This window comes from Roseovarius pelagicus, from assembly GCF_025639885.1.
Taxonomy (GTDB): Bacteria; Pseudomonadota; Alphaproteobacteria; order Rhodobacterales; family Rhodobacteraceae; genus Roseovarius; species Roseovarius pelagicus.
Map to the genome: position 1 here is coordinate 1,938,029 of NZ_CP106738.1, position 26,559 is coordinate 1,964,587.

The 26,559-nt window shown below is 62.6% G+C and carries 31 protein-coding genes and 2 pseudogenes; 15 read left to right on the top strand and 18 right to left on the bottom strand.

Features of this window, described 5'->3' with window-relative positions:
- Positions 1–90: 90 nt before the first annotated feature.
- The 4 genes and pseudogenes from moaB to N7U68_RS10695 all read right to left on the bottom strand — a co-directional run bounded on the left by moaB (position 91) and on the right by N7U68_RS10695 (position 2,644).
- Positions 91–633 (bottom strand): molybdenum cofactor biosynthesis protein B, encoded by a 543-nt coding sequence (gene moaB, locus N7U68_RS10680; RefSeq protein WP_165195665.1) that lies wholly within the window; start codon positions 631–633, stop codon positions 91–93.
- A 3-nt stretch (positions 634–636) separates the two neighbouring features.
- Positions 637–1,257 carry a LysE family translocator gene (locus N7U68_RS10685; protein ID WP_263046788.1) on the bottom strand — a complete coding sequence of 207 codons (621 nt, stop codon included), beginning with the start codon at positions 1,255–1,257 and terminating at the stop codon, positions 637–639.
- Positions 1,250–1,852 carry a metallophosphoesterase family protein gene (locus tag N7U68_RS10690; RefSeq protein ID WP_165195661.1) on the bottom strand — a complete coding sequence of 201 codons (603 nt, stop codon included), beginning with the start codon at positions 1,850–1,852 and terminating at the stop codon, positions 1,250–1,252. Before N7U68_RS10690 ends, N7U68_RS10685 begins: the two co-directional genes overlap by 8 nt.
- Positions 1,849–2,644, bottom strand: a pseudogene (locus tag N7U68_RS10695) (uracil-DNA glycosylase). The gene N7U68_RS10690 and the pseudogene N7U68_RS10695 overlap by 4 nt, the downstream one beginning before the upstream one ends.
- A 167-nt stretch (positions 2,645–2,811) precedes the next feature.
- Between N7U68_RS10695 and N7U68_RS10700 the strand changes: the two are divergent.
- The 6 genes from N7U68_RS10700 to plsY all read left to right on the top strand — a co-directional run bounded on the left by N7U68_RS10700 (position 2,812) and on the right by plsY (position 7,308).
- On the top strand, positions 2,812–3,780 hold the full coding sequence (locus N7U68_RS10700; RefSeq protein WP_165195657.1) for an aspartate carbamoyltransferase catalytic subunit: 969 nt from the start codon (positions 2,812–2,814) through the stop codon (positions 3,778–3,780).
- Entirely contained in the window at positions 3,777–4,310 is a 534-nt protein-coding gene (locus N7U68_RS10705) for a hypothetical protein (RefSeq protein ID WP_263046789.1), read from the top strand. The genes N7U68_RS10700 and N7U68_RS10705 overlap by 4 nt, the downstream gene beginning before the upstream one ends.
- Positions 4,310–4,765 (top strand): hypothetical protein, encoded by a 456-nt coding sequence (locus N7U68_RS10710; protein WP_263046790.1) that lies wholly within the window; start codon positions 4,310–4,312, stop codon positions 4,763–4,765. The genes N7U68_RS10705 and N7U68_RS10710 overlap by 1 nt, the downstream gene beginning before the upstream one ends.
- A complete protein-coding gene (locus tag N7U68_RS10715; RefSeq protein ID WP_263046791.1) occupies positions 4,762–5,295 on the top strand; it encodes an aspartate carbamoyltransferase catalytic subunit in 534 nt (177 codons plus the stop codon). Before N7U68_RS10710 ends, N7U68_RS10715 begins: the two co-directional genes overlap by 4 nt.
- 118 nt (positions 5,296–5,413) lie before the next feature.
- On the top strand, positions 5,414–6,703 hold the full coding sequence (gene pyrC, locus N7U68_RS10720) for a dihydroorotase (RefSeq protein ID WP_263046792.1): 1,290 nt from the start codon (positions 5,414–5,416) through the stop codon (positions 6,701–6,703).
- Complete coding sequence (gene plsY, locus N7U68_RS10725) at positions 6,703–7,308, top strand: glycerol-3-phosphate 1-O-acyltransferase PlsY (RefSeq protein ID WP_263046793.1); 606 nt, start codon at positions 6,703–6,705, stop codon at positions 7,306–7,308. The genes pyrC and plsY overlap by 1 nt, the downstream gene beginning before the upstream one ends.
- Positions 7,309–7,352: 44 nt before the next feature.
- Here plsY and N7U68_RS10730 read toward each other — a convergent pair whose 3' ends face one another.
- Together N7U68_RS10730 and N7U68_RS10735 are read right to left on the bottom strand one after the other, a co-directional pair.
- Entirely contained in the window at positions 7,353–8,126 is a 774-nt protein-coding gene (locus N7U68_RS10730; protein ID WP_263046794.1) for an inositol monophosphatase family protein, read from the bottom strand.
- On the bottom strand, positions 8,113–9,459 hold the full coding sequence (locus tag N7U68_RS10735; RefSeq protein WP_263046795.1) for a TldD/PmbA family protein: 1,347 nt from the start codon (positions 9,457–9,459) through the stop codon (positions 8,113–8,115). Before N7U68_RS10735 ends, N7U68_RS10730 begins: the two co-directional genes overlap by 14 nt.
- Before the next feature lie 121 nt (positions 9,460–9,580).
- On the opposite strand from N7U68_RS10735, the gene N7U68_RS10740 reads away from it, so the two are divergent.
- A complete protein-coding gene (locus N7U68_RS10740; RefSeq protein WP_165195641.1) occupies positions 9,581–9,979 on the top strand; it encodes a GFA family protein in 399 nt (132 codons plus the stop codon).
- A gap of 53 nt (positions 9,980–10,032) precedes the next feature.
- Here the strand turns inward: N7U68_RS10740 and N7U68_RS10745 are convergent, their stop codons facing one another.
- Positions 10,033–11,547 carry a DUF2125 domain-containing protein gene (locus N7U68_RS10745; RefSeq protein ID WP_263046796.1) on the bottom strand — a complete coding sequence of 505 codons (1,515 nt, stop codon included), beginning with the start codon at positions 11,545–11,547 and terminating at the stop codon, positions 10,033–10,035.
- 155 nt (positions 11,548–11,702) lie between these two features.
- Between N7U68_RS10745 and N7U68_RS10750 the strand changes: the two genes are divergently transcribed.
- Both N7U68_RS10750 and N7U68_RS10755 read left to right on the top strand, forming a co-directional pair.
- On the top strand, positions 11,703–12,446 hold the full coding sequence (locus N7U68_RS10750) for an SDR family oxidoreductase (protein WP_263049143.1): 744 nt from the start codon (positions 11,703–11,705) through the stop codon (positions 12,444–12,446).
- The gene (locus N7U68_RS10755) at positions 12,443–13,051 is read left to right on the top strand and encodes an enoyl-CoA hydratase/isomerase family protein (RefSeq protein ID WP_263046797.1); all 609 of its coding nucleotides are present in this window, start codon (positions 12,443–12,445) and stop codon (positions 13,049–13,051) included. Before N7U68_RS10750 ends, N7U68_RS10755 begins: the two co-directional genes overlap by 4 nt.
- 106 nt (positions 13,052–13,157) lie before the next feature.
- Here N7U68_RS10755 and N7U68_RS10760 read toward each other — a convergent pair whose 3' ends face one another.
- From N7U68_RS10760 to N7U68_RS10805, 10 genes and pseudogenes are all read right to left on the bottom strand, one after another.
- Positions 13,158–14,036 (bottom strand): hypothetical protein, encoded by an 879-nt coding sequence (locus tag N7U68_RS10760; protein WP_263046798.1) that lies wholly within the window; start codon positions 14,034–14,036, stop codon positions 13,158–13,160.
- Positions 13,994–14,253 (bottom strand): annotated as a pseudogene (locus N7U68_RS10765) (DUF6471 domain-containing protein). Before N7U68_RS10765 ends, N7U68_RS10760 begins: the two are co-directional and overlap by 43 nt.
- 128 nt (positions 14,254–14,381) lie before the next feature.
- A complete protein-coding gene (locus tag N7U68_RS10770) occupies positions 14,382–14,573 on the bottom strand; it encodes a Trm112 family protein (protein ID WP_263046799.1) in 192 nt (63 codons plus the stop codon).
- Complete coding sequence (locus N7U68_RS10775) at positions 14,570–15,211, bottom strand: LON peptidase substrate-binding domain-containing protein (protein WP_165197908.1); 642 nt, start codon at positions 15,209–15,211, stop codon at positions 14,570–14,572. The genes N7U68_RS10770 and N7U68_RS10775 overlap by 4 nt, the downstream gene beginning before the upstream one ends.
- A 27-nt stretch (positions 15,212–15,238) precedes the next feature.
- Entirely contained in the window at positions 15,239–16,153 is a 915-nt protein-coding gene (locus tag N7U68_RS10780; RefSeq protein WP_263046800.1) for a thioredoxin family protein, read from the bottom strand.
- Between the two features lie 82 nt (positions 16,154–16,235).
- Positions 16,236–16,529 carry a hypothetical protein gene (locus N7U68_RS10785; RefSeq protein ID WP_165195631.1) on the bottom strand — a complete coding sequence of 98 codons (294 nt, stop codon included), beginning with the start codon at positions 16,527–16,529 and terminating at the stop codon, positions 16,236–16,238.
- Positions 16,519–17,574 carry a hypothetical protein gene (locus N7U68_RS10790; RefSeq protein WP_263046801.1) on the bottom strand — a complete coding sequence of 352 codons (1,056 nt, stop codon included), beginning with the start codon at positions 17,572–17,574 and terminating at the stop codon, positions 16,519–16,521. The genes N7U68_RS10785 and N7U68_RS10790 overlap by 11 nt, the downstream gene beginning before the upstream one ends.
- A 19-nt stretch (positions 17,575–17,593) precedes the next feature.
- Positions 17,594–17,998 carry a hypothetical protein gene (locus N7U68_RS10795; protein WP_263046802.1) on the bottom strand — a complete coding sequence of 135 codons (405 nt, stop codon included), beginning with the start codon at positions 17,996–17,998 and terminating at the stop codon, positions 17,594–17,596.
- A complete protein-coding gene (locus tag N7U68_RS10800; protein ID WP_263046803.1) occupies positions 17,995–19,482 on the bottom strand; it encodes an FAD-binding oxidoreductase in 1,488 nt (495 codons plus the stop codon). Before N7U68_RS10800 ends, N7U68_RS10795 begins: the two co-directional genes overlap by 4 nt.
- 113 nt (positions 19,483–19,595) lie before the next feature.
- Complete coding sequence (locus tag N7U68_RS10805) at positions 19,596–20,384, bottom strand: exodeoxyribonuclease III (RefSeq protein ID WP_263046804.1); 789 nt, start codon at positions 20,382–20,384, stop codon at positions 19,596–19,598.
- A 308-nt stretch (positions 20,385–20,692) separates the two neighbouring features.
- On the opposite strand from N7U68_RS10805, the gene N7U68_RS10810 reads away from it, so the two are divergent.
- Both N7U68_RS10810 and N7U68_RS10815 read left to right on the top strand, forming a co-directional pair.
- Positions 20,693–21,034, top strand: a complete 342-nt coding sequence (locus N7U68_RS10810; protein WP_165195621.1) for a hypothetical protein — start codon at positions 20,693–20,695, stop codon at positions 21,032–21,034.
- Positions 20,937–22,313 (top strand): DNA-packaging protein, encoded by a 1,377-nt coding sequence (locus N7U68_RS10815; RefSeq protein ID WP_263046805.1) that lies wholly within the window; start codon positions 20,937–20,939, stop codon positions 22,311–22,313. Before N7U68_RS10810 ends, N7U68_RS10815 begins: the two co-directional genes overlap by 98 nt.
- On the opposite strand, the gene N7U68_RS10820 is transcribed toward N7U68_RS10815, so the two are convergent.
- Positions 22,310–22,924, bottom strand: a complete 615-nt coding sequence (locus N7U68_RS10820; RefSeq protein WP_263046806.1) for a dimethylsulfonioproprionate lyase family protein — start codon at positions 22,922–22,924, stop codon at positions 22,310–22,312. The genes N7U68_RS10815 and N7U68_RS10820 overlap by 4 nt on opposite strands.
- 208 nt (positions 22,925–23,132) lie before the next feature.
- Between N7U68_RS10820 and N7U68_RS10825 the strand changes: the two genes are divergently transcribed.
- From N7U68_RS10825 to N7U68_RS10840, 4 genes are read left to right on the top strand one after another with little or no spacing between them, the layout of a single operon-like run.
- A complete protein-coding gene (locus N7U68_RS10825) occupies positions 23,133–24,332 on the top strand; it encodes a phage portal protein (RefSeq protein ID WP_263049144.1) in 1,200 nt (399 codons plus the stop codon).
- Positions 24,322–24,561 (top strand): GTA head formation protein, RCAP_rcc01685 family, encoded by a 240-nt coding sequence (locus tag N7U68_RS10830; RefSeq protein ID WP_373323001.1) that lies wholly within the window; start codon positions 24,322–24,324, stop codon positions 24,559–24,561. Before N7U68_RS10825 ends, N7U68_RS10830 begins: the two co-directional genes overlap by 11 nt.
- A gap of 52 nt (positions 24,562–24,613) precedes the next feature.
- Complete coding sequence (locus N7U68_RS10835; RefSeq protein ID WP_263046808.1) at positions 24,614–25,171, top strand: HK97 family phage prohead protease; 558 nt, start codon at positions 24,614–24,616, stop codon at positions 25,169–25,171.
- A gap of 35 nt (positions 25,172–25,206) precedes the next feature.
- Positions 25,207–26,400, top strand: a complete 1,194-nt coding sequence (locus N7U68_RS10840) for a phage major capsid protein (RefSeq protein ID WP_263046809.1) — start codon at positions 25,207–25,209, stop codon at positions 26,398–26,400.
- The last annotated feature ends 159 nt before the right edge of the window (positions 26,401–26,559 follow it).

Consider the following 26,559-nt stretch of genomic DNA (forward strand, 5'->3'; position numbering starts at 1 on the left):
TACAAGAGGCGCCCTGCGCGGACGCACCGATTTAATGTAAGCACGCAGGCGAAAATGCCAAGCGTACAGGCGATATCGCGCTGGTCCGCGCTACTTGCGGCGCTGATGTTCGGTCAGGCGCGGCATGATCTCGACAAAGTTGCAGGGACGGTGACGATAGTCGAGTTGCGGGGCCAGAATTTCGTCCCACGCATCGCGGCACGCGCCCGGACTGCCGGGCAGCGCAAAGAGGTAGGTGCCCCCCGCAACGCCCGCTGTGGCACGTGATTGCACGGCGCTGGTGCCGATTTTCTGCATCGACACGATGGTAAAGACCGTGCCGAACGCGTCGATTTCCTTTTCATAGACGTCGCGATGCGCCTCGACGCTGACATCGCGGCCCGTCAGGCCGGTGCCGCCGGTGGATATGATCACATCAATCGCAGCATCCGCCACCCACGTCCGTAACTGGACCGCGATCCGGTCGCGGTCATCGGTGACGATGGCGCGCGTGGCCAGCAGATGCCCTGCCGCCTCGATCCGGGCCACAAGAGTATCGCCAGAGCGGTCATCGTCCAGTGTGCGCGTGTCGCTGATCGTCAGCACAGCGATACGCACCGGGATAAACTCCATCGTCTCATCAATCCGGCTCATGGCTCAGTTCCTTTGCATCAGGGCAAGGCGTAGCGCCAGCCCGGTGAAGATGGCGGCGGTGGCATAGCCCAGCCCGCGCGCCAGACGCGGTGCTGCGGTCAGGCGACGGCCCAGCCCGCCGGCAAAGACCCCGACCGCGCCATTGATGAAAAATCCCCCGATGCCCAGAATAGCGCCATAAATCAGGAACTGGCCCAGAATGCTGCCCGCCGTCGGGTCGACGAATTGCGGCACAAAGGCCAGCACGAACAGAATCACCTTTGGGTTGGTCAGATTGACGATGAACCCGTCGCGAAAGGCCCGCGCGGCGCGGATCGGCAGATCGGTGCGCGTAGGCGGGCGCATGTGCAGCGCGCCCCATGCCAGCCACAGCAGATAGGCGACCCCGACCCATCGGATCACCTCAAGCGTCCATGGCGCATGTTCGACCACCGCCCCAAGGCCAAGCCCAGCGATGGTGACATGCACCAGACCACCCGCCGATATCCCGGCACTGGCGGCCACGGCGGCACGCGGACCGGCACGCAGCCCCTGCCCAAGGCAGAACATCATGTCCGCGCCCGGCGTCAGATTCAGCGCCAGCCCGGCAGGCACAAAGGCCAGCAAAGTCAGCGGATCAATCATCGCCGATCTCGAACCAGTTGGCGCGCGGGCCAAGGTTATGCACCTTGCACCGCCCGATGATGCCGGTACCACCCCAGCTGTCATGGATATGGCCGCAGACGGCCAGTTGTGGCTGAATACGCGTGATCGCCGCATGGATTGCATCCGAGCCGACCGATTGCCCAGCCGATGTGCGGTCGGCGATCCCCTTGGGCGGGGAATGCAGGATGAGGATGTCGGCACGGGTGCAATCGGCCAACATGCGGGTCGCCTCGGCCTCGGTCAGGTCACACGACCAGCCGCCGAACGGCGTGGGCGGCACGCCATATCCCAGACCAAAGAGGCGCATGCCGTCCACCTCGGTGCCGGTGCCATGCAGGACAGTGGCCCCGCGCGGGGCGGCGGCGCGCAGTTCCTCGACGCTCTCGGCGTTGCCGGGCACCAGAACCATTGGTGCGCTGATCCCATCCAAGAGCGCCATGGCCCCGGTCAGGTCCTGTCGCATGTTGCAAAAGTCGCCCGCTCCGATCACCAGATCGGCACGGCGGCTGGCGGCGATCAGATCATCAGCGCGAGACCGGGAATGGTGCAGATCGGAAAACGCCAGAATCTTCATGTGCTCCCCCCGCGCAAGCGCGCCTGAACTTCGAGCAGATCAGCCCATGCCTCGCGCTTCATCCGGGGCTGGCGCAGCAGATAGGCGGGGTGGAACATCGGCATGGCGGGCAGACCGTACGCCTCGGTCCACTGCCCGCGCAGCCGGGTGATGCCGCGCTTGCCAAAGCCCGCAACGCAACTGATGTTGCCGACAAGGATCAACACATCCGGCGCGGCCAGTTCGACATGGCGCTGCATGAACGGGACCATCATCGCGATTTCCTCGGGCGTTGGTTCGCGGTTTTGCGGTGGCCGCCACGGCACGACGTTGGAGATGTAGACGGCCTGCTCTATGCCCTCGGCGCCGCGCGCCATGCCAATGGCCTCGAGCATCCGGTCCAATAGCTGCCCGGCGCGCCCGACAAAGGGCCGCCCCTCGCGGTCCTCGTCGCGCCCCGGCGCCCTCGCCGATCACCATCAGGCGCGCGCCGGGCCGGCCATCGGCAAAGACCAGATTGCGCGCACCACGCTTCAACTCGCAATGCTGATAGGCGGCCATCGCGGCGCGCAGCCCGTCCAGATCCCCCGCCGCCTGCGCCATGCGCCGCGCATCGGCCACCGGATCGGCCTCGGCCTGTGCGGCCGGGGCCTGCACCGGGGTCGCCGGGGTCGCGCGGGCAGGCTTGCCCGGTGCGGTATCCGGCAGCGCGTAACGATCAACCGGCGCGTCGCCGATCGCCTCGTCTGCGCCCAATTCGACCTGCCACTGCAGGGCCGCGCGCGCGCTGTGATAATCCAATGCCGAATCCATGCCCCAAGCTACCTTGCGCCGCGCTCGGGGAAAAGCGGCAACATGGGGCTTTCACCTTTCTACGAATACCTTGCCCGCCCGGCCCCGGCGACGACGCTTGCGCATTGATCCGGCCTGCGCATGATGCGATAATCAGCATCGTCTGCCCCACAAGGAGCCCGTAGCGCGTGCCATTCAACCATGATCACCTGCTGGGGATCGAGCCTCTGGCCCCCGATGACATCACCACATTGCTGGATCTGGCCGATCAATATGCCGCGCTGAACCGGCGCGATGTCAAACGCACCGATGCACTGACGGGTCTCACACAGATCAACATGTTTTTTGAAAATTCCACCCGCACGCAGGCCAGTTTCGAGATCGCTGGCAAGCGACTGGGCGCGGATGTAATGAACATGGCGATGCAGGCCAGCTCGATCAAGAAGGGCGAGACGCTGGTCGACACGGCGATGACGCTGAACGCGATGCATCCCGATCTGCTGGTGGTTCGTCATCCGCAATCCGGTGCGGTCGATCTGCTGGCGCAAAAGGTCAACTGCGCCGTGCTGAATGCCGGTGACGGACGGCACGAGCATCCGACGCAGGCGTTGCTGGACGCGCTGACGATCCGGCGGGCCAAGGGGCGGCTGCACCGGCTGAACATCGCTATTTGCGGCGACATCGCCCACAGCCGCGTGGCGCGTTCGAACATCCTGCTGCTGGGCAAGATGGAGAACCGCATCCGGCTGATCGGGCCTCCGACCTTGATGCCCAGCCAGATCGACCAGTTCGGCGTCGAGGTTTATGACGACATGGCGCGCGGTCTGGAGGGCGTCGACGTGGTGATGATGCTGCGGCTGCAACGCGAGCGGATGGATGGCGGGTTTATCCCGTCGGAGCGTGAATATTATCACCGTTACGGACTGGACGCGGAAAAGCTGGCACATGCCAAGGATGATGCCATCGTGATGCATCCCGGCCCGATGAATCGCGGTGTCGAGATCGACGGAGAACTGGCGGACGACATCAACCGCAGCGTCATTCAGGAACAGGTCGAGATGGGCGTCGCCGTGCGCATGGCCGCGATGGATCTGCTGGCGCGCCGGTTGCGGGCCAGACGCGGCAATGCAGGCAACCCCAAGGAAGTCATGGTATGAGCGACAAGATGGACGTACCCGCGCGTGAAGATGGCGTTGTGCGCCTATTTGCCGTCGATCTGGATCCTATGGCATTGGAAGCTTTCGGGCGGCGCAACGGCAGTTGGCCGGTGGCCGATGCATTGGGGGTCGAGATGCTGGCCCCCGATCAGGTCGAGCTGTTTGCGGTATCCGATCTGACGGGTGTGGGTCTGACCGGATACCTCGAAGAAGGGTTGGGTGTGGCACCCGCAGAGTTGGCGGGCATGCGTCCGCAACTGGAGGCAGTGAAGGACGGCGTGCTGATCGTGCGATCGCGCGCCTTTGGCGGGGCGGCGGTCACGTTGCATCCGCGCGCGCCGCTGCGCCATATCGCGACGTTTCACGAAGAGCGCCCGCCGGTCCAATTCGAGCCGCTGCCATCTGCCGGTGCGGCAGGCGTCATCGGCAGCACCGCCTCCAGTGAACGCCCGCGCGCAAAGCACGGCTGGTGGCCGATGGCCCTGATCGTAATTGGTGTGATCATCATCGGTCTGGCATTGGCGCTCTGATGCTGGACGGGCGTATTCCGCAGGGCGTGACGCCGGACACCCCGTTGGAGGGTGGCGAGCAGGTACAGCACAGTTTTCACCCCGATCGCGCCACCTATTACCGCGATCACGCTTGGCTGGCCGCCGCAGCAATGGCCATCGGGATGCTGGTGCTGTGGCTGATCGGCAATCCGCATGTGTGGACCGGGGCCGTTGGCGGTCTGGCTGCCGTGGCGGTACGCAGTCTCTATGTCGCCTCTGACGAGTTGGCCGCGCGCTGGGATCTGACCAACCGTCGCCTGCTGGGCCCAGCCACCCGTGCCGTGCGGCTGGCAGATATTCAGGACCTGCGCACGTTGGGCAGCGCCGTACAGGTCGTGACCGGCAGCGGTGACAAGCATCTGATAAAATATCAGGCGGATCGCATGGCAACCCACGACCGGATCCGCGCCGCCATGACGGAGGGAACCATATGACGGCGGCAACCGGAGCCGACGGCTGGGCCGGGATATTGGACCCCGGCGAGACGATCCTGTGGCAGGACCGCCCCGATAGCGGATTTACGCTGCGTCCCAGCCAAATCGGGATCACGCTCTTTGGGATGGCCTTTGCCGGTTTTGCCCTGTTCTGGATGGTGATGGCGTCGCAGGCGGGCGGGGGATTTTGGATGTTTGGCCTGATCCATTTCTCGGTCGGTGTCGGTATCATCGCCTCGGCGCTGATGTGGGGACCGTATCGGCGCAGGCATACGTGGTACACGCTGACTGACAGGCGTGCCTTTATCGCCACGCACCTGCCGGTGGTCGGCAGACGGTTGAAATCCTATCCGATCACCGAAGACTCGGTTCTGGATTTTCAGAGCGGCGATCTGAGCACGATCATTTTTCACGATGAACGCAAACGCGGAAAGAACGGATATTACACCGTCAAGATCGGGTTCGAGCGGATCCGCGACGGTGAAAAAGTGTACCGCCTGATGCGCGATGCACAGGAACGCGCGACATGAGCGGTCTGGGGCGGTTGTGCCCATCACAAACGGCTGGCACACCGCGTCGAATAGCTGCATCAGATGTTCCGGCGGCCTGTAGCGCGTGGAACAGAACGACGACGAAAGCAAAACCCGTATGACCCAAACCCTGATCACCAATGCCCGCCTGATCGACCCGGATAGCGGCAGCGATACCCTTGGGGCGCTGCTGATCGAGGATGGGCTGATCGCGCAGGTCTGTGCCGAGAGCCAACCGGACGCGGTGAGGCACGACGCGCGGGTGATTGACGCGGGCGGCAAGTGTCTGGCGCCGGGGATCGTCGATATCGGCGTCAAGGTCTGCGAGCCGGGCGAGCGGCACAAGGAAAGCTATCGTTCGGCCGGGCTGGCGGCGGCGGCGGGCGGGGTGACCACCATCGCCACGCGGCCCGACACCCTGCCGACAATCGACAGCCCCGAGGTGCTGGAATTCGTCGCCCGGCGCGCCAATGAGGCAGCCCCGGTCAACGTGCTGCCGATGGCGGCGCTGACCAAGGGGCGCGAGGGGCGCGAGATGACCGAAATCGGGTTCCTGATGGATGCGGGCGCGATTGCGTTCACCGATTGCGATCATGTGGTGCGCAGTACCAAGGTATTTTCCCGTGCGCTGACCTATGCAAGGTCGCTGGGCGCGTTGGTGATCGCGCATCCGCAAGACCCCGGCCTGAGCGAAGGGGCGGCGGCCACATCGGGTAAGTTTGCCTCGCTCTACGGTCTGCCAGCGGTGTCGCCAATGGCCGAGCGGATGGGGCTGGACCGCGATATTGCGCTGCTGGAAATGACCGGCGCGCGCTATCATGCCGATCAGATCACCACGAGCCGCGCCCTGCCCGCGCTGGAACGGGCCAAGCGCAACGGGCTGGACATCACGGCGGGCACGTCGATCCATCACCTGACGCTGAACGAGCTGGATGTCGCGGGCTATCGCACCTTCTTCAAGGTCAAGCCGCCACTGCGGTCCGAGGACGACCGGCAGGCGGTGATCGAGGCGGTGCGCAGCGGGCTGATCGACACGATCAGTTCGATGCACACACCGCAGGATGAAGAGAGCAAGCGCCTGCCCTTTGAGGAGGCGGCAAGTGGCGCGGTCGCGCTGGAAACGTTGCTGCCTGCGGCGCTGCGTCTGTATCATTCGGGCGATCTGGATTTGCCGACGCTGTTCCGCGCGCTCAGCTATAATCCCGCACGGCGGCTGGGGCTGAATTGCGGCCGTCTGGCGGCGGGTGCACCCGCCGATCTGGTGCTGTTCGATCCGAACGCGCCGTTCGTCATGGACCGGTTCAAGCTGTTGTCGAAATCCAAGAACACACCGTTTGACGAGGCCCGCATGCAAGGTAAGGTGCGCGCGACATTCGTTGCAGGCACCCCAGTTTACGAGGCCCCCTGATGCCCCCTATCGAGACCGCCACCGGCGTTTTGCTGCTCTGGGCTGTGATCGGCTATCTGATCGGATCCGTTCCCTTCGGGATGGTGATCGCGCGGGTGATGGGGCTGGGCAATCTGCGCGATATCGGGTCAGGCAACATCGGCGCGACCAATGTATTGCGCACCGGCAGCAAGAAGGCCGCGCTAGCCACGCTGATACTGGATGGCGGCAAGGGCGCTGTGGCCGTGTTGCTGGCGCGTTGGCTGGCGGGCGAGGATGCGGCGCAACTATCGGGGCTTATGGCGTTTCTCGGGCATTGTTTTCCGGTCTGGCTGGGATTCAAGGGTGGCAAGGGGGTAGCGACGTTCCTAGGGCTGCTGCTGGCCCTGGCATTTCCCGTCGGGGCGGCCTGCTGTGCCACATGGCTGGTGATGGCGATCGTCACGCGAATGTCGTCCTTTGCCGCGATCGCCGCGGCGGCGACCTCGACGATCTGGATGCTGTTTCTGGGCTTTGGTCACATGGTGATCATGGGCGGAATTCTGACGCTGATCGTGTTTATCCGGCACAAGGAGAATATTCGACGCATCCGGGCCGGAACCGAGCCAAAAATCGGCAAGAAGTGATCGTGTCGGCGGGCGTCATCCGTAAGGTGGGTTTTAAACCCACCCTACGCCAATGCGCCCAGAAGTTCCCTGTGCAATGCCGGGCCGGCGGCAATGACACCGCCCACCTGTGGCACGGCATTGTTGAACCGTAAAACTTCGCCGCGCCGGTCGGACACTTGCGCGCCCGCCTCGCGCAGGATCAGGTCGCCTGCGGCCACATCCCATTCCCATGTCGGGCGCAGCGTCAGCATCGCGTCAAACCGTCCTTCGGCGACGCAGGCCAGCCGGTAGGCCAGCGACGGGCGGTAGGCGCGCTGGAACGCGGGAAGGGGTATGCGCCAGTTTTCCGGCGCGTAGGTCGGCTTGGTTCCCAGCACGGTCGCGCCGTCCATCGCGGCCTGCGCGCTGACCCGGAGCGGCGTGCCGTTCAGCGTTGCACCCTGCCCGGCAGTGGCGGCATAAAGCTTGTCCTTGCGCGGCAGGTAGATCACAGCCGCCGTGACTACGCCACGCCGTGCAATGGCGATGGAATGCGCCCATGCGCCCGAACCTTCGATGAAGCTGCGTGTGCCGTCTATGGGATCAATGATAAAGACATGCTCGGCATCCAGCCGGGCCGGGCTGTCCTCACTCTCTTCTGACAGCCAGCCATAGCCCGGGCGGGCGCGGCGCAGGATCGTCTCGAGCGTTTCGTTGACCGCGAGATCCGCCTCTGTGACCGGGCCGGCATTGTCCGGCTTGTCCCAACGTTGGGCGGTCTGGCCGGCGTAGCCCTTGGCGACCTCGCCCGCGGCCTGCGCAGCGTCTTGCAACAGTTCGAGATCAGGCACCGGCAAGCGTCAGCCCCTCGACCAGCAGCGATGGCACAACGGATGACAGGTGGGTGCGCGCATCGTTGGCAGGTATCATGCGCCCCAGAAAATCAGGCAGGCTGCCCGCGATGGTGCATTCGTTTACCGGATAGGCAATCTGCCCCTGTTCGACCCAAAAGCCTGCGGCACCGCGCGAATAGTCCCCGGTATTGGGATTGATCGTCGACCCGATCATCGACGTGACCAGCAGACCAGTGCCCATCTGCGCGATCAGATCGGCGCGGCTGTGTTCGCTCTGGGTCAGCGCGATGTTCCAATGGCCGGGCGTTGGCGCACCGGAAAGGCGGCGTTTGGCGTTGCCGGTCGGCACCATGCCCAGCTGTCGTGCGGTCGCCAGATCAAGTGTCCAGCCTGTTAGCCTGCCGTCCTCGATGATCGCGCGGCGGCGGGTTGGCAACCCTTCGGCATCGAACATGCCGGAGCTGCGCACACGCACGCGGTGCGGGTCCTCAATCAGCGACAAGGCGGCGGGCAACACCTGATCCCCCAGACGCCCCCGCAACCACGACGCGCCGCGCGCCACGGCCGAACCATTGGCGGCGCTGAGCAGATGGCCGATCAGCGACGACGAGATGCGTTCGTCAAAGAGCACCGGGTAGGCGCCGGTTGGAGGTTTGCGCGCGCCCAGTCGCTCTGCTGCGCGGGCACCGGCACGCGCGCCGATGTCCTCGGGGCTGCGCAGGTCGGCGGCAAAGATGCGGGAATCGCCGTCATTGTCGCGCTCCATGCCCGCCCCTGATCCGGCAATGGCGGTGGTGCCGATATAGCTGTCGGTTCGGGCGTAGCTGGCCGCGAACCCATTGCTCATCGCGATGTGGATGTCGCGCGTTTCATAGGCGGCGGTGGCCGACTGGCATTGGGTGATACCGTCAACGCCCAGCGCCGCCGCCTCGGCACCGGCGGCACGGTCCTGCAACGTGGTCGGGGCCGGCTCTGGTGCGGGGTCGACCAGTTCCAGCGTGTCGATGTTCCAGCCCGTCGCCAGTTGGGAGGGCTCGGCAAGGCCGATATAGGGGTCTTCGGGGGCCTCTCGGGCCATGGCGACGGCACGTTCGGCAAGGATCGTGATAGTGTCAGGGCGGATGTCAGAGGACGAAATGCTGGCCTGTCTCTGACCGACCAGCACGCGCAGACCCAAATCGACCGCCTCGGCACGTTCGGCATGTTCCAGCGCGCCACCGCGCATTTCGACCACGTTCGAGCGGCCATACTGGACCAGCACATCGGCGGCATCCGCCCCGGCGCGGTGCGCGGCGTCCAGCAACATCTGGGTCAGGTCGGTGGTGGTCTGGGTCATTTTGACGGCTCCGCAGTTGGGTCAGAGGTAGCCCTCAGGCCCGGCAGGTGCAAGGGCGCACACTTGACGGCGGACATGCGACCTGCTGCACTCTGACGACGTAATCCAGAGGAGGGGTGACATGCCGAAAACCTATCAAGGCGGGTGCCTGTGCGGCAACGTGCGGTTCGCGGCCAAGGGCCCGGCAGGTAATCCGCATACATGCGCCTGCAAGATGTGTCAGCGCCACAGCGGCGCACCGATCACGGCATGGGTGGAATTTCCGGCAAGTTGCGTCGCATGGACCGGGCCGGGCGGCGCACCGCGCCTGTGGCGGTCGTCAGAGATTTCCAGCCGGGCATTCTGCCCCGATTGCGGCAGTTCACTGGGTGCCGTGGACGACGCCCCGGTGGTCGCGTTGCTGTTGGGGTGTTTCGATCAGGCGGGTCGGGCCGAACTGGCCCCGCAATCGCAGTCATTTCGCGCACGCGCACCAAAGTGGGTGCATGTTGATCAGGCACCCAAAAGCCAAACCGCGTGAAAAAGCCGCCGACCCCAAAGGACCGGCGGCTGATTTCTGCGAAACTCTGAACGTTACTTCAGCCGTTGACCGTTGGCCGTAATGCCGCCGCTCTCGGTGAATTCGATCTTGGATTTCAGCGTATCCTCGCCGTCGCCCGGTACTGCGAACAGGCCCAGCATCATCCGTGCACCCATCGCCTGATCCTCTGGGACAAAGCCCATCGCAACCAGTTTATCGAGCAGTCCATTGCCGCCGGACAGGGCCAGATTGACCTCGCCGACCGGCTTTGGCATGCCTTCGTAGCTGGTCAGATCGGTGTTATCGAACACGAAATCACCGGTGCCTGTCAGCTCTGCCCCGACGAGGCTGACCGTCAGGTCATTCACCGTCAGCGCGTTCAGTTCACCGGGTATTTCGCCACCGCCGCCTGCGCTCTCCATGGCTTCGGCATCCAGCAGGTCAAGGAACAGTTTGGCCATGCCGGACACATCCAATGCAATGGTCGCCGGATCACGCGGCAGTTGCGCCGCCGGATCGAAGATGCCCCAGATCATGTCGCTCATGGTGAAATCGCTCAGCATGAGGGCCAGACCGAATTCCTGTTCTTCATCCCTCTTGGACACCGGCATCAACAGGTCAAAGCCGAATTCAGCCATCGACATTGCCACCGGGAACGGAATTTCCCCGCCAGCCAGTTCAACGGTCAACTCGTCCGAGCCGAGCCCGTATTTGATGCCATTCTCGCTGAGCGCGACAACGAACGACCCGCCTTTGCTGGTGGTTTTGCCCTGTGTGACATTGCCACGATCGCTGAAGTTGAAGTTCATCTGGCCGGGGCCGAATTCATAACCACCATCAACCGCGAACCCGGCTTTGACCGCCGCGCCCATATCTTCCATGTCCATTTCCATGGGCATTTCGGTGACAGCCTCCATCGCCATGCTGGCGGTGCCACCATTGACCACGAAATGTGACTCACTGTTGTCCGGGTCGGTCAGGTTGAACGCGTAGCTGACTGCGCCGGTCAGGATTTTCTGCGCGTTGCTGCGCAAGTTACCTGTGGCCATCCGTGAATTGCCCGAAACATCGGCCATCGTGATCTCGGCAGTGCCGATGTCGATGTTTTCACCATCTGCGGTGAGGCCGGTCAGCACCATCCCGATGGACGCCGCCGAATAGGTGTAGGTCATGTCGTTGGGATCACCCGCGACAACCATGTTCAGACCTTGGCTCAGATAGTCGATCCCGACCTCGAATTCGGCACCGTCGCCGATCGTTATCGGCAGTTGCGCGGGCACCGAAATCGCCACTGTGCCGTCGCCATTGTCGGTCAAAGTCATCTCGGACATGGTGATCGTCAGGGACATTTCCTCTTCCGGGATCGGAAAGGTCATGGCGATGTCCGATACGGTCAGATCGCTGCCGCTCTGACTGGTTTCGGCAGTCACCTCGTAGCCGAAACCGTCCATATAGGCCTGCCAGTCGTCCCAGACCTGCTGCGCCGTTACATCTGCAAATGCCGCACTACCCGTCATCAAAATCGCTGCAGCGGCGACCGCGCCGCCTGTGTGTCTATAGGTGCCCATAATGAACCCTTCTGATGTAAAATAACCCCGGGTAGCTTCGGCTTATATGCCATCTGGGTCAAGTGTCCTTCTGGCTGGACCCCGGGGGGCACTCCATTTACGACAGACGCCAAATCAATGCCGACAGGAGGTTTCGACCCGTGACAGACAATAGTATGACCGGCAAAACCGTTTTGATCACCGGCGCGAGCCGCGGCATCGGCGCCGCCGCTGCGCGGATATTTGCCGACGCGGGCGCGAACCTGCTGCTGCTGGCCCGCAGCGTCGATGCGATCGGCGAACTGGCCGCGGAGATCGGACCGCAAGCCCGCGCGTTGACTTGCGATGTCAGCCACTACGGCGACATGCAAGCGGCGGTACAGGCGGCGCTGGACGCGTTCGGCAGTGTCGATGTCCTGATCGGCAATGCCGGCGTGATCGAGCCGATTGCGTCACTGTCCGCCTCGGATCCCGAGGACTGGGGCCGGGTGATCGATATCAATCTCAAGGGTGTTTATCACGGCATGCGTGCCGCAATGCCGGTGATGCAGGCGGCGGGCGGCGGCACGATCCTGACCATTTCATCGGGTGCCGCGCATCGTGCGCTGGATGGCTGGAGTCACTACTGCACGTCCAAGGCCGGGGCGGCGATGCTGACCCAAAGCGCGCATCTGGAGGGGGCAGACCACGGGCTGCGGGTGATGGGGCTGTCACCCGGCACCGTTGCCACCCAGATGCAGCACGAGATCAAGGCCAGCGGCATCAATCCGGTCAGCGCGCTGGACTGGTCCGACCATGTTCCCGCCGACTGGCCAGCACGGGCGTTGCTGTGGATGTGCAGCCCGGCCAGCGATGAGTTTCTGGGCCAGGAGATTTCGCTGCGCGATGCCGATATCCGCAAGAAAGTCGGCCTGACATGATCGATCTGGACAAATCAGACGGCGTCTGGACCGTCACGATCAACCGCCCGGACAAGGCGAACTCGCTGACCGGCGAGATGCTGACCGAACTGGCCGAAATCGCCGAAGACGCACAAGATGCCCGCGTGGTGATCCTGACAGGCGCGGGCCGCGTCTTTAGCGCCGGGGCCGATCTGGAGGCCGCGCGCAAGGGGCTTGCCACCAGCCCCGAATGGGAACGTCTGTCTGGCGCCATCGCGGCATTGCCCGGCCTCAGCATCGCGGCGCTGAACGGGACCGTTGCGGGGGGCGCGATGGGTATGGTGCTGGCCTGTGACCTGCGCATCGCGGTGCCGGGGGCAAAGATATTCTACCCGGTGATGAAGCTCGGCTTCTTGCCGCAACCCTCGGACCCGGCGCGCCTGTCGGCATTGGTCGGCCCGGCGCGCGCCAAGCTGATCCTGATGGCCGGTCAAAAGATTGATGCACAAACTGCCGGACGCTGGGGGCTGATAAATGCGCTATGTGCCCCCGAGGCATTGATGTCCACGGCACATGCCCTCGCGGCTGACACATTGGGCGCGAAGCCGGAACATGCGGCGGCGATCAAAGCGCTGATACCCTGAGCGGTTTTAGTATCCTACCTTCTTCTTGCCGGAAAATATCCGGCCTTATGTATCAAACGCACCAAGCCGGGTGTGAGCGATGATTAAGTTAATCGCGCTGGTATTTTCAATCCATTCTGCTGGTTTTTACATTGGTGATGATAACCTTCCCATTGCCACTTCTCAATTCCGAAAGCCGGAGAATCCCGCCATTTCCCCCTGCGCTATGATTGGACTCTTTGCAAATTATCCCAACTAACTTTGTGACAAAGACGCCGGGGGTTCTGTTATCAGTATAGGGGACAAAGATATCAATGATTGCCCCAAAATCATCAGGGGTTTCGTCCGATGGATTTACACTTACCATATAGTTTCTTGTCAGGGAGGCCCCCGGCGGCAAAACGTCAATGCCGCCAACTGTGAAGATGCCACCGGGGTCTCGTATCCGTTCGCATTCTCTCATACGCTTTTCAAACTCAGTAGAAGCAGCCGAGTCCTTACTGGACGTGGGGTTCCACGCGAATGCTTCGTCAAAAAGCAAGAACATAGGGTTTTTACCCTCATTGGCGATAGTCGTCGCCACATCAAAAACGATTACTTCTGGGTCCAAGAGGTTCGTTTTGATCCCGTTAACAGTAACCGTAGCCCAAGGCCTTTGCCCCTCGCGCATGATTTGGTTGGCTTCAAGGGCAGCCTTAGAGGCCTTCACGGCAGCAATGTTAGTCTTATTGGCAGACCAGAGGGTGAGGATCAGAACGCCAGTCGCGGCTATCGCAAAAAATGCCATAACCCACTGTGCAAGCGTATCGCTAGGGCTAACGTACACCCCAATAAACCCGTCCCAATATCTGCCTACCTCACTGTATTGAGTATTTTGACCTGCGCCGGATTGGGCTTCTACTTCATGGCGCGCGCCATAGTCGAGCCAAAGGAATAGGTTAAGGGCAATGCCTATGCCCACAACTAGACCAAGTGCAAATGCTCCGTTTCGATAGCCGTTAGACATGCCAACATAAACACCGCTGAAAACTTCCCACGAGATAGCTTATTGGCGACGTTTACCTCTTTTCATTGATTCCAATGCTTGCCAGCTTCTCAACAAGGTGGGCATAAGTCACGCCTTTCCGTTTCAACTCTGCTTTGAGAAGGTTGGCTGCCTTCGATTCCCATTCTGTTTGCTCACTCAATGCCAGTCGCGCGCTGTTGGTCGTCATGTCCTGCATGGCCGCAGGTTAGCAAAACAAGCGCGATAGGGATTCACCTTAGTTGGTGCGTTTGATACATAAGGATAAAAATATCCCCGCCGGAGGCTTCCGCCTTGCGAATCCAGACCCCGGCGCCATTGGTCCGCTCACTCCAGCACGCGGGCCTCATCGACCAGCAATATCGGGATGCCGTTGCGGATCGGGAAGGCGAGGCCGGCGCGACGACTGATCAGCTCTTGCGCCGCCGCATCGAACTCCAGCCCTTGATGCGATTGCGGACAAATCAATGCCTCGAGCATGCGTCGGTCGAAACGGGGCTGTTCGGTGCCTTGGGTCATTGCATCACCTCTTCTGCGCCGCCGCGCATGGTATATTCGATCAGGGTCACGAGTGTCTCGCGCCGGGTGCGCAGGGATGGGGCCTCGAGCAGGGCCTGTTTGTCCTCGGGGGCAAACCCCAGCAGCATCGACAGCGAATTGATCAGCAGTTCATCATCTGCCTCTTCCAGACTTTCCCAGTCCGTGCGCAATTCATGATCGCTCAGATACTGCTGCAAGAGCGACAGGAACATCGCACGGTCGAATACCGGGTCATCCTCTTCGGGCCCGAGATCGCGGTCGAAGCCTGACCATGAGACGCGCGCACGACGGTAGGGTGTAAAGCCCTCGACCTCTTCGGTCAGGCGGAACCGCGACGCACCGGTCAGCGTGATCATGTAGCGGCCATCTTCGGTCTCGGAGAACTGGGTGACGCGCCCGACGCATCCGATCATGTGCAGCCCCGGCCCATCGCGGCCCGGCACCTCGTTCGGTTGGATCATGCCGATCAGGCGGTGGGGCGTTTTTAGTACATCCTCAAGCATCACCAGATAGCGCGGCTCGAACAGATGCAGAGGCAGGCGCGCGCGCGGCAAAAGCAGCGCACCGGAGATCGGGAAGAGCGGAATGATATCTGGCAAGTCGGCTGCGTTGATCATGCCCATGACACTAGCTCACCCGCGCCGTCAGGCAAATATCATCGAGCTGAGTTTGCGGCGTCCGGCCAGAACCACGGGATCGTTGGCTTTTAAAGCGTCGAAAATGGTAAAGAGTTGCTGTTTGGCAGCGCCGTCATTCCAGTCGCGGTCGCGGCGGAAAAGATCGAGCAACTGATCGACGGCCTCGGCGGTCTGGCCATTGGCATGCAGCGCCTGTGCGAGATCAAACCGCGCCTGAAGGTCGTCGGGATTGGCGTCAACGGTGGTCTGCAATTCGGTCACGGGACCGGCATTGGCGGCCTGTCGTGCCAGCGCGATCTGGGCATGTGCCGCTTCGATCTCGGGGGCTGCGCTGATTTCGGCGGGCGCGCCGTTCAGAATCGCTTCGGCCTGATCGACGTCGTCGAGCGCCAGATGGGCGCGGGCCATGCCTGCGTAGGCGCGGGCATTGTTCGCGTCCTCCTGAATAATCGCGGCATAGGTTTCTGCCGCGTCGCTGGCCGCGCCTGCCTCAAGCATTTCGTCAGCAGCATCAAGCGCGTCGTCCAGCCCGTTATCCTCGCCCGGTACGCCGTCTCCGGCGTCGGCGACGCGCGCAACGAATGCGTCGATTTCGGAGGGTGGGACTGCTCCCTGAAAGCCATCTATCGGCTGACCCTTCCAGAAGGCATAGACCGTCGGGATGGATTGCACCTGCAACTGGCCCGCGATGCCCTGATTTTCGTCGACGTTGACCTTGGCCATGCGGACGGCACCTTTGGCCTTGGTCACGGCAGCCTCGAGCGCGGGGCCGAGCGTCTTGCACGGGCCGCACCACGGCGCCCAGAAATCGACGATGACGGGCACGGTTTGCGACATCTCGACAACTTCGGCCATGAATTCGGCCTCGGAGACATCCTTGATCAGGTCGTTTGCGGGGGTCTGGCCACCAAGTTCAATCATCTGGTTTCATCCCATAATCAGCGTTTTCGCATTCCCGCGTTACATGGCGTAGCGGCGGCGCGCTTGCAAGGGGGCAGCCGGTTCAGGGGCTGGCAGGCAAGGGCAGGCACCCGGGCAGTCCGGCAGGCAGCACCAGCCGCCCACCTGCACGGTAGAGTGCGCGGCCCAGCCCCGGCTGCGCGCTGCGCACCGCGACCCATGTGGCCCCTGCCCCGACGATTGCCGCGTCGTCAGAGATGCGTTGGGTAAAATCCGCTGCCGGAAACAGAACGATTGCACCGGGGGCTGCATCGCTGAGGACCATCACCGCAGAGAGTATCGCCAGCCATCCGATGCAGACACAGAGCAACGCCAGAGCCCAGCGCCTAATAGTCATGGATATGCTTCAGCCTCAGGTCACTGCCCTGCATCGTCCGCAGACGCGTGGCAAGGTCGCGCACCTTTAGCAGGATCAGGTGCCGGTGGTCGCCATACCCCTGCCGGGCAAAGCTGTGGAGTGCGCCCGGCGCTGCCGGGTTGGCGGAGGTGGCGGTCAGTAGGATGTCGTCATTGCCTGCAATCTCGACAAAGTCGGCACCCGCGAGGGCCATGTCCTGCAAAAGCTCAGTCAGGACGCGGTAGCGCGGTGTTTCGATAATGGTCCCCTCGGGGCGGGTTTCGATGACCTGAACATCGGGCAGAGCGCCCAGTGTTTCGCTGGACAGCCCGACCAGTAACATACGCAAGCGTATGTTATCCGCGCCCACCTGTCCCACGGCCTGTTCGATCAGACCCGCATAGGCGGCTTTGGTTCGATATTCGATCCCCAGCGCAATACGACGTTCGACATCGCGCAGGCTGCCGCTGCTGGCTGTGCCGAGGGCCTGTGCATCCGATCTGAAATCCCATTTGTACCACGGCACCTGTTGCAGGAATCTGGCGTAAGCTGCTGCTTGGTCTGCGGAAATATCATCAAGCGGCGCACGAGTTTCGCCGCGCAGGATGGCAAACAGTCGGCCAATGGTTTCCTCGTACGCGGCCTTGGCCAGCAGTTCGGCGGTAAAGCTGACGCCGATGGTATAGACCATTTGCTTGGTCTCCCACGCGAAGCCGCCATGTTGGGCCGATTGCTGTGACACTGCGCAGAGCGAGGACCAGAAGCCGCCGATGGCGTTCAGGAAACCATACGCATGCGGATCGTTTTGGTCGATCACCTTGGCGTAGTCGTCATAGGCGTGCACGATGTGCCATTCGGGGTAGGTCAGCAGGGTGCGTGCCTCGGGGCGGTGATGGTCCGGGGGCAGGATCGGTACATAGGTCTGATCAGTGGGCGTATTGCCCCGGCACGCCACCTCGACGTAGCCGACGGGCAGCAGCAGTGCCGCGATGAGCGCCACCATCAGCAATGCCAGCCGACCAGTCCATCGCAGCAATCTGCGCATCACAGCACCCGGCACAAGGTCATTGCCCGGCGTCCCGCAATCCCGCCCAGAGTGCAACACCGCCCAGCAGCAGATGCGGCAGGTTGGCCAATACGCGCAGCAGCGTCCATGACATTCCAGCAGACGGGTTGGTGAAAATCCCGAAGTCGAGAAAGCCATACCCGGTGAAGAACCCGAACACGCCGTCCCCCAGATAGAGCGCACCAAAGAGGATCAGGAATGTTTTGGCCGCGCGTTGGCTGACCAAAGCGGCGATCAGCGCCCAGAGCGCGGAGGCCAGATGCAAGGCGTCGTCGAACAGATCGAGCGCGAAGATCCCGAAGGCAAGGCCCTGCGCATCAGTCAAGCCGGGGATATAGTTCAGCGCGGCGGCGCCGAGCAGGGCGACGAAATAGCCAAGGCAAATTTTCTGCAAGGTGGTCATAATGGCTCCAGATAGGTGTCCCACAGGGCGTTGCGAAAGGTCAGCTTGGGGTCGATCTGTCGTTTGGCGGCGGCAAAGACCCGGGCGCGCGGGTACGCGTCAGAGAATTGGCCGATTGTGGCGTGGGGGCGATATGGCAGGTAGTAGGTGCCGCCGATTTCCAGCACCCGGTAGATCAGTTCGCGCGTGATGCGCTGCATGTCGGCCTCGGCCCGTTGGGTCATTTCCTGACTGAAGGACATGACGGCAGCGATGCGCGGGGTCTGGGCATAGGGCAGCCAGCTATCGGGATCGGCATCAACAAAACGCAGCGTGACGTTAAGGAACGGCTGATACGACGCCGGGATCACCTCGCGGCAGGTGGTCACGAAGTCGGCAAAACGGTCGGGGCTGACGAAATATTCGTGCAAGATGTCGGTGCGCAGCGGGTCGCGGTCGTCGAGGGTGATGACGGGTTCGTTCAGCAGGCTGTTGCGGGTGACGCGCCCCCCGCCAAGCATCGGGCCAAGGCGGGTTTCGGTCCACCAGCGGAACCGTTTGGTTCGTTCGCTGCCCAGTTGCGTGCGGTACACATGACGGGCCATGCGCGCGGTCAGACCCGAGCCTTCGGCGGCGGGTAGATCGTCCTGATCACCGGACGGGCGGTAGGTAATCAGCAGCGCGTGTTCGAAGAATGCGCCACGGTCCACATTGAGGCGACCATAGGCCATGCTGATCTGATCGTCGGCCAGCGCAGCCATGAAACGGCTGCCCAGTTCTGTCGCAGGCATTTCGTCAAATTGCGGTTTCAGACGCTGGTTCCGGGCAACCTCGACCTGCATGCGGGTGATCGCGCCGGTCAGGCCGTATCCGCCCATCGTCATGCCAAAGAGGTCAACATTATGTGTGCGCGAGCATGTCACCAGTTCGCCATCCGGCAGCACCATGTCAAAGCTGCGCACCGTGGACCCCATCGGCCCCATGCGCACCGGCCAACCGTGGGCGTTGACGCAGAACGTGGCGGCAACGGCGAAGTCATTGTTGGACTGCATCACCTTTGGCCCGAAGCCAACCGGGTCGAGTGCTGCGATGACTTGCCCCCAGCGCGCGCCGGCATGGACCTGCATGACGCGCTCGGCGGTGTCCACCTCGACCCCGCCATTGTCATAGGTGATGGCGTGACCGTCGCGCGGGATGGCGTGACCGCCCATCGAGTGGCGGGCAGCACTGACATTAACGGGGCGCCCCTCGGCTGCGGCCTCGGTGATTTCGCGGCGCAGGGCGGTGATCAGCGTTTCGCCGGGATCGTCCTGCAGAGTGATGTGGCGGAAAACCGGCGTTTGGCTGAGGCCGCTGGCGTCGTTCAGCGTGTTCGGCGTATCGGTAGGGGCAAGAGATATGGTGCCCGCGGTATTGGGCAGCTCGGTTGCGGATCGTCGTGTGGCCCAAGCCCCGAGCCAAGCGCCGCCGCCCAGCAATGCCGCGCGTCTAGTGAGTTTGAGCACTGCCCTGCCCTCTTTGATTCCGGTGTAATATGGGCAGCTTATGCCAAAAGACGCAGGTCAGGAAATCCCGACTTGTCCACGTCTTTGAGGCGGCGCGGCAGCTGTTGGCGATGTTACAGATCGAAACTGGCAAAGACCGGCGCGTGATCCGATGGTTTTTCCCAGCCACGGACCGGGCGCAGGATGCGGCTGGAATGGGCGGCGGAGGCGATGTCAGGGGTGGCCCAGACGTGATCGAGGCGGCGGCCCTTGTCGGCGGTGTCCCAATCGCGGGCGCGGTAGGACCACCAGCTGTAGAGTTGTCCGTCGGGGATGTCGTTGCGGGTGACATCCGCCCAGTCACCGGCGGCCATCACGTCAGCGAAGGCCTCGACCTCGACCGGCGTGTGGCTGACCACCTTGAGCAGTTGCTTGTGCGACCAGACGTCATCCTCGCGCGGGGCGATATTGAGGTCGCCGACAAGGATGGATTTGCGGGGTTTGTCGCCGTGAAACCAGTCGCGCATTTCCGAGAGGTAGTCGAGTTTCTGGCCGAATTTCTCGTTCACGTTGCGGTCCGGCACATCACCGCCGGCGGGAACGTAGAAGTTATGGATGATTGTGCCGTTTTCCAGCCGCCCGGCGACGTGGCGTGCGTGGCCGAGACCGGCAAAGTCCTGATCGCCGATATCCTCGATCGGCAGCTTCGACAGGATGGCGACGCCGTTGTAGCCCTTTTGGCCGCGCGCGATCATGTGGGTGTAGCCGAGGGCCGCAAAGTCATCGACCGGGATCTTGTCCACCGGGCTTTTGCATTCCTGAAGGCATAGGATATCCGGGGCCTCTTCGGAGAGCAGCTTGCAAACGATGGGCGCACGCAGGCGGACCGAGTTGATGTTCCATGTGGCAAGGGTGAAAGGCATCGCGCATCTCCGGTTTTGGATCTGCCTGTCGGGATAACAGAGCCGCCGCCCCCGGACCAGTGCGCAGTGATAGCGAGCAGCGCGGGGATGTGGAATGGCAGAGGGAGTGGTTAACAAACCCTTCACACACCGACCGTAACCCACTGTTTAAAAAGCAATTATATTGACATTCACACATTATTCCCGTATAGGTTGATATATGCGGGATGGACGGAATGCGCAACAATCGGGTGTTAGCCGAGGGTCGCAATTTCGTGTGTCTGATGCGGAGGGGCAAACCGAGGCAAACGCATGAGGCATAAGTCTAAATGACATTGATTACCCCCGACGAGGGACCAAGAGAGCTGAGCGATGCTGTGGCATCGCTGAAACGACAATTGTGCGAAATGCGCACTGATCTGGAAGATCTTCACACCAAACTGAGAACTGACAGCCGTGAAGACGTGTCGAAATACGGTCGGTTGATAACCGACATCAAGCAATGGCTGAAATTTGCGATCGAAACCGAGGTGAAACTTGAGCAACGCGAAAAGAAAGAAAAAGGAATCGTCAATGGCTACGCCCTTGATATCGACGCCGCACGACATTCGATCGGGTGCCGTCTGGATCGCCTCAGAAGGGCCAAATGCCCAAAGGGATTTCCTAGATAGCCTAAACCCCGGCGAGTTGCTGGCACTGCCCTATCTGTTCGAGTTCTGGGCAATGCCGCACCAGTTGCCGCCAACAGGCGACTGGCGCGCCTGGGCGATCATGGGTGGGCGTGGCGCAGGCAAGACGCGCGCGGGCGCCGAATGGGTGCGCGCGCAGGTCGAGGGATCGCGTCCGACCGATCCGGGTCTGCGACACCGCATCGCACTGATCGGCGAAACCGTGGCGCAGGTGCGCGAAGTGATGGTGTTCGGGGAGAGCGGGATTCTGGCCTGCTCGCCCCCGGACCGCAGACCCGTCTGGGAGACCACACGGCAGCGGCTGATCTGGCCGAACGGTGCAGTCGCCCAAGTGTTTTCCGCACATGACCCCGAGGCGCTGCGCGGGCCGCAATTCGACGGGGCGTGGGTGGATGAGCTGGCCAAGTGGAAGAAGGCGCGAGAGACATGGGACATGCTGCAATTTGGGTTGCGGCTGGGCGAGACACCGCAGGTCTGCATCACCACCACGCCGCGCAATATCGGCGTGTTGAAAGACATACTGAACGCGCCGACCACGGTGGTGACGAGCGCGCCCACCGAGGCGAACCGGGCGTTTCTGGCCGACAGTTTCCTACAGGAAGTGCAGGCGCGCTATGCCGGGACGCGGCTGGGGCGGCAAGAGCTGGAAGGGGTTTTGCTGGAGGATGTCGAGGGGGCACTCTGGACAACTGGCGCGTTGGAAGCCTTGCGTCGGGATACGGCCCCGGAAATGGACCGGATCGTGGTTGCGGTGGACCCGCCGGTGACGGGAAAATCCACGTCCGATGAATGCGGGATCGTGGTGGTCGGAGCCTGCACGCAAGGGCCGGTCCAGAACTGGCGCGCCTATGTGCTGGCTGACGCGAGCGTCAGTGCCGCCAGCCCGATGACATGGGCCAAGGCCGCAATCGGCGCGATGCAGGCATGGGGGGCCGACCGGCTGGTGGCCGAAGTCAATCAGGGTGGCGACATGGTGGCGCAGGTGCTGCGGCAGGTGGATCAGATGGTACCGATCCGGTCGGTGCATGCCAGCCGGGGCAAGAGTGCGCGCGCCGAGCCGGTGGCCGCGCTATATGAGCAGGGACGCGTACATCATTTGCGCGGCATGGGGGCGCTGGAGGACCAGATGTGTGCCATGACCGTGCGCGGATTCGAGGGCAAAGGTAGCCCGGACCGCGTCGATGCATTGGTTTGGGCGTTGTACGATCTGATGATTGAACCAGCGGCGAAATGGCAACAGCCGCAGGTGCGCGCGGTTTAAGGGCCAGCTTTGGTCTGGTGTGGTTCAGCCCAGAGCGCCCAGAAGGCAAAGAGCGGTTCCGAACCGGCGCGCATCGCGTGAACGATGCCCGGCACGTTATAGAGCGTCCCGCCGATACCCGGTTCGAACCAGTCATCCGTCCCTTGGCGGAACTGGCCGTTGCTGAGGACCAGATAGGTCTCTTCTGGTGGGTGGGTGTGGTCGGGATAGCGCACACCCGGCGCAACCAGCGATACTCCCAACCACGCGTCGCTGCGCCGTTCTGCCCCACCCGGCCCGGCAATGATGGCGTTGGCGTGACCATTGGCAAAGTCCGGACCCGCAGTGGAGACATCGCCGCTGCGGGTTCGCCATTGCAGATCAGGCTCCAGCCGCAGGAATGCCTCGACGAAACGGCGCAATATGGGATCGGAAAATTTCGACGGGTTTGCCGCCTTTGTGAGGTGCGCGCAGGCGGGTAGCCGTGCGCCGGGTGCGCCAGAGAGCGCGCCGGGTGCCTCAAGCGCCGCGAAGATGCGCGCCAGAGATGCCACCGCGCGTGGATCACTTACATGCGTTGTGAACGCCTCGCGGGTGGCATCGAGAAAATCCTGTAACGAATCGGGCCGCATTTCCAAAGCCTCCACAATGTCATCATCCTCGGCGGGGTGGTGTGCAATCCGCCCTTGGACAAGCTTGGCAAGTCGCGCGCGCCACCGCAACAGCCCAGCGCACGGTCTGATTCAGTTTTCTTAAACTTTTGGCTGTCTGATGCCTTCAACAGCGGATCACGAGGCAACACGCTTTGATCCGGTACGGCAATGCAAGGAGAACACCGCGATGATCATGGACTTCTTTCGGCAAAGCGCGGCAAAGCCCGCCGCCCCGTCCGAGACCAAGGCCAGTGCGACCGGCCGGGTCATGGCTTGGCATGGCGCGGGACGGGTGGCGTGGAGCCCGCGCGATACGGCGACGTTGACGCGCACCGGGTTCGCCGGAAACCCGATCGGCTTTCGCTGTGTGAAGATGATCGCGGAAGCCGCGGCATCGCTGCCGCTGGTGTTGCAGGACGACAGCCAGCGATATGCGATGCATCCGGTACTGGACCTGATCAAACGCCCGAATCCGGCGCAGGGCCGGGCCGAACTGTTCGAGGCGCTGTTTGGACAATTGCTGCTGACCGGGAACGGCTATATCGAAGCCGTTGGTGCCGATAATGGCGCGCCGATGGAATTGCATGTGTTGCGATCGGATCGGATGAACGTGATCCCCGGTGCCGATGGCTGGCCAGTGGGATACGAGTACGCGGTCGGGGGCCGCAAGCACCGTTTCGATGTGAGCCAGGGTTATCCGACAGTGTGCCACGTCAAAAGCTTTCACCCGCAGGACGATCATTACGGGCTGTCGCCGATGCAATCTGCCGCGCAGGCGGTCGATGTGCATAACAGTGCATCGCGGTGGTCCAAGGCGCTATTGGACAATGCCGCGCGTCCGAGCGGTGCGATCGTCTATCGCGGTGCCGAGGGTCAGGGCACGCTAAGCAATGACCAGTACAACCGGTTGGTGGACGAAATGGAGAGCCACCATCAAGGCGCGCGCAATGCCGGACGGCCAATGCTGCTGGAGGGTGGGCTGGACTGGAAGCCGATGGGCTTTTCCCCTTCGGATATGGAGTTTCAGAAAACCAAGGAAAGTGCAGCGCGCGAGATCGCGTTGGCCTTTGGCGTGCCGCCGATGTTGCTGGGGGTGCCGGGGGATGCGACCTATGCCAATTACCAAGAGGCCAACCGCGCGTTTTTCCGCCTGACGGTGTTGCCGTTGGCGACCCGTGTCGCGGCCAGCATCGGTGACTGGCTGAGCGGGTTCGGAACCGAACAACTGGAGCTGAAGCCCGATCTGGATCAGGTCGCGGCATTGGCGCCGGAACGGGATGCGCAATGGGCGCGGATCAGCGGCGCCGATTTTCTGACCGAAGTGGAGAAGCGCCACCTGTTGGGATTGCCCGCACGCACGGATGAGGCGGATGCGGATGCAGAATGACGCGCCGCCGGGTCGCTATGGGTTCGAAGCGTTTGACTGCGCGCCTGCCCTGCGATTGCAGGCAAACGAGCGGGTCACGTCCCTGCAATTTGCCGCGATCGAAGAACGGATGAGCCGGTTGGAAGCGGCGATGCAGCGGCTGGAGCGACGATTGTGGCTGGCTGTTTATGGTGTGGTCGGCGCGATTTTGGCGCAGGCGTTCCAGCCATTACTGGCGGCGGTGCAATAGCAGACTGCCGGGATGCCGGGCTGAAGCCCGGCCTACGAAAAGGATGAACGTTATGGATATGCATACAGGGCTGGAGCAGAAATTTGCCCGATTGGGCGATGATCTGACGGTGACGGACGGCACCCGGATCGAGGGGTATGCCAGCTATTTCGGCAAGTGCGATCAGGGTGGCGACGTGGTGGTACGCGGTGCCTATGCCAAATCACTGGCGCGGCTCAAGCGTGAGGCGCGGCAGGTCAAGATGCTGTGGCAACACGATCCTGCGCAACCCATCGGTATCTGGGACGAGGTACGCGAGGACAGTCGCGGCCTATACGTCAAGGGCTGTCTGCTGGACAGTGTCGGGCGTGGCCGCGAGGCTGCTGCGCTGATCGGAGCGGGGGCCATCGACGGACTGAGCATCGGCTATCGCACGGTGCGGGCGGCGAAGAATGACAAGGGCCAGCGGCTCTTGAGCGAACTGGAGCTGTGGGAGGTGTCGCTGGTGACATTCCCGATGCTGCCCAGTGCGCGGATCGGGGCCAAGGGCGAGAGTCTGAACGGTGCTGACCTGCGTGAATTGGCGGCGGCCTTTGACGGCGCACGCCGGGAATTGGCGCGCATGACGTAGCGCCGGGCAACCTTCAACCAACAAGGACCAAAGTGATGAACAAAACCGAGGAATCCCCTCGGACCGGGGGAGATCTGTCTGCGGATATGTCTCCTGTGGCCGAAGTGAAGTCTGCCGTGGCGGGCTTTGTGAACGACTTCAAGGGCTTTCAGTCCGACATCCAAGACCGACTGCAACAACAAGAAGAGAAACTGACCATGTTTGAACGCAAATCCTTTGCCCCGGCGCGCCCGGCCCTGGCCACCAGTGCGGGTGTCGACGCGCCGCATCAGAAGGCCTTTAATGCCTACCTGCGCTCTGGCGATGATGACGGGTTGCGCGGGCTGGAGCTGGAAGGCAAGGCGCTGGGCACCTCGGTGGCCGCCGATGGTGGCTATCTGGTGGACCCGCAGACCGCACAAACGATCAAATCGACGCTGAGTTCGACGGCATCTATCCGCGCGATTGCCAATGTCGTCGCGGTCGAGGCGACCAGCTATGATGTGCTGATCGACCACACCGATGTCGGTCACGGATGGGCCACCGAAGCAGCGGCCACCGCCGAGACCGGCACACCCAGCATCGACCGGATCACCATCCCGCTGCACGAGTTGAGCGCGCTGCCGAAAGCCAGCCAGCGTCTGCTGGACGACTCGGCGTTCGATATCGAGACGTGGCTGGCCGGGCGCATCGCCGACAAGTTCGCCCGCGCAGAAGCGGCGGCGTTCATCAGTGGCGATGGTGTGGACAAGCCCAAGGGGTTCCTGACCCATCCGGGCGTGGATAACGATGTGTGGACGTGGGGCAATCTGGGCTACATCCCCACCGGGGTCGACGGTGACTTTGCCGGTCCGGATGAGATCGTCGATCTGGTTTATGCGCTGGGGGCGCAGTACCGCGCCAATGCAAGCTTCGTGATGAATTCAAAAACCGCCGGGGCGATCCGCAAGATGAAGGATGGCGATGGCCGTTTCCTGTGGTCCGACGGTCTGGCAGCGGGCGAGCCTGCGCGGCTGATGGGTTATCCGGTGATGATCTGCGAGGATATGCCGGACATCGCCAGCGATGCGATGGCCGTTGCCTTTGGCGATTTCGGTGCGGGCTATACCGTGGCCGAACGTCCCGATCTGCGTGTGCTGCGCGACCCGTTCAGCGCCAAACCGCATGTGCTGTTCTACGCGACCAAGCGCGTTGGCGGTGACGTGAGCGACTTTGCCGCGATCAAACTGTTGAAATTCGCCGCCTCCTGACGCGGGCGTGCGGAAGGGTGGGGGTCATTGGCCCCTGCCCCGAGGCGTGCGCCGCCGTTCCAAGTTGCGTTGTCCCGCTGCTCCCCTCCGTCCGAGCAACGCTGGCGGCGCGCGCCGTGAACCACCACCGGAGGGATCCGGTACTATTGGAGTAAATCC